The following is a 536-nucleotide window of genomic DNA, read 5'->3' as shown; positions in this document are numbered from 1 at the left end:
TTCGCCACCGGCCGACCGATCGGCACCACCGACTCACCCGGCACACACCGATGCCACGACACATCGATCGCCGCCTCCGTCGGCCCATACAAGTTGAACAACTCCACACCCGGGAACGCCCCGAAGAACCGGTCCACCAGACCCGGCGACAACGCCTCCCCCGAACACAACACCCGCCGCAACCCGACCGGACGAACCCCCGCATCCAGGAACGCCTCCAACATCGACGGAACAAAATGCACCGTCGACGCCCCAAGACCGGCCAGATACGCCGGATCGCGATGACCGCCCGGCCGGGCCACCACCACCGACGACCCCACCATCAACGGCCACACCAACTCCCACACCGACACATCGAACGAGAACGGCGTCTTCACCAACACCCGATCAGACGCCGACAGCCCGAACACCTCCTGCGCCCACCACAACCGATTCGCCAACGCACCCCGCGACACCCCCACACCCTTCGGACGCCCCGACGACCCCGACGTGAACATCACATACGCCAACGCCCCCGCCGAAACCTCGACAGGCAA

The 536-nt window shown here is 66.2% G+C and carries 1 protein-coding gene; it reads right to left on the bottom strand.

Going from position 1 to position 536, the window contains the following annotated elements; translation table 11 throughout:
- Positions 1-536 (bottom strand): AMP-binding protein (locus Vau01_RS63090; protein WP_204015526.1); only part of this gene is annotated, 536 nt, incomplete at both ends.

It is taken from the genome of Virgisporangium aurantiacum, from assembly GCF_016863635.1.
Classification (GTDB): Bacteria; Actinomycetota; Actinomycetes; order Mycobacteriales; family Micromonosporaceae; genus Virgisporangium; species Virgisporangium aurantiacum.
The sequence above is the reverse complement of the archived record's forward strand: the minus strand, read 5'-3'. Positions and strand labels throughout refer to the sequence as shown.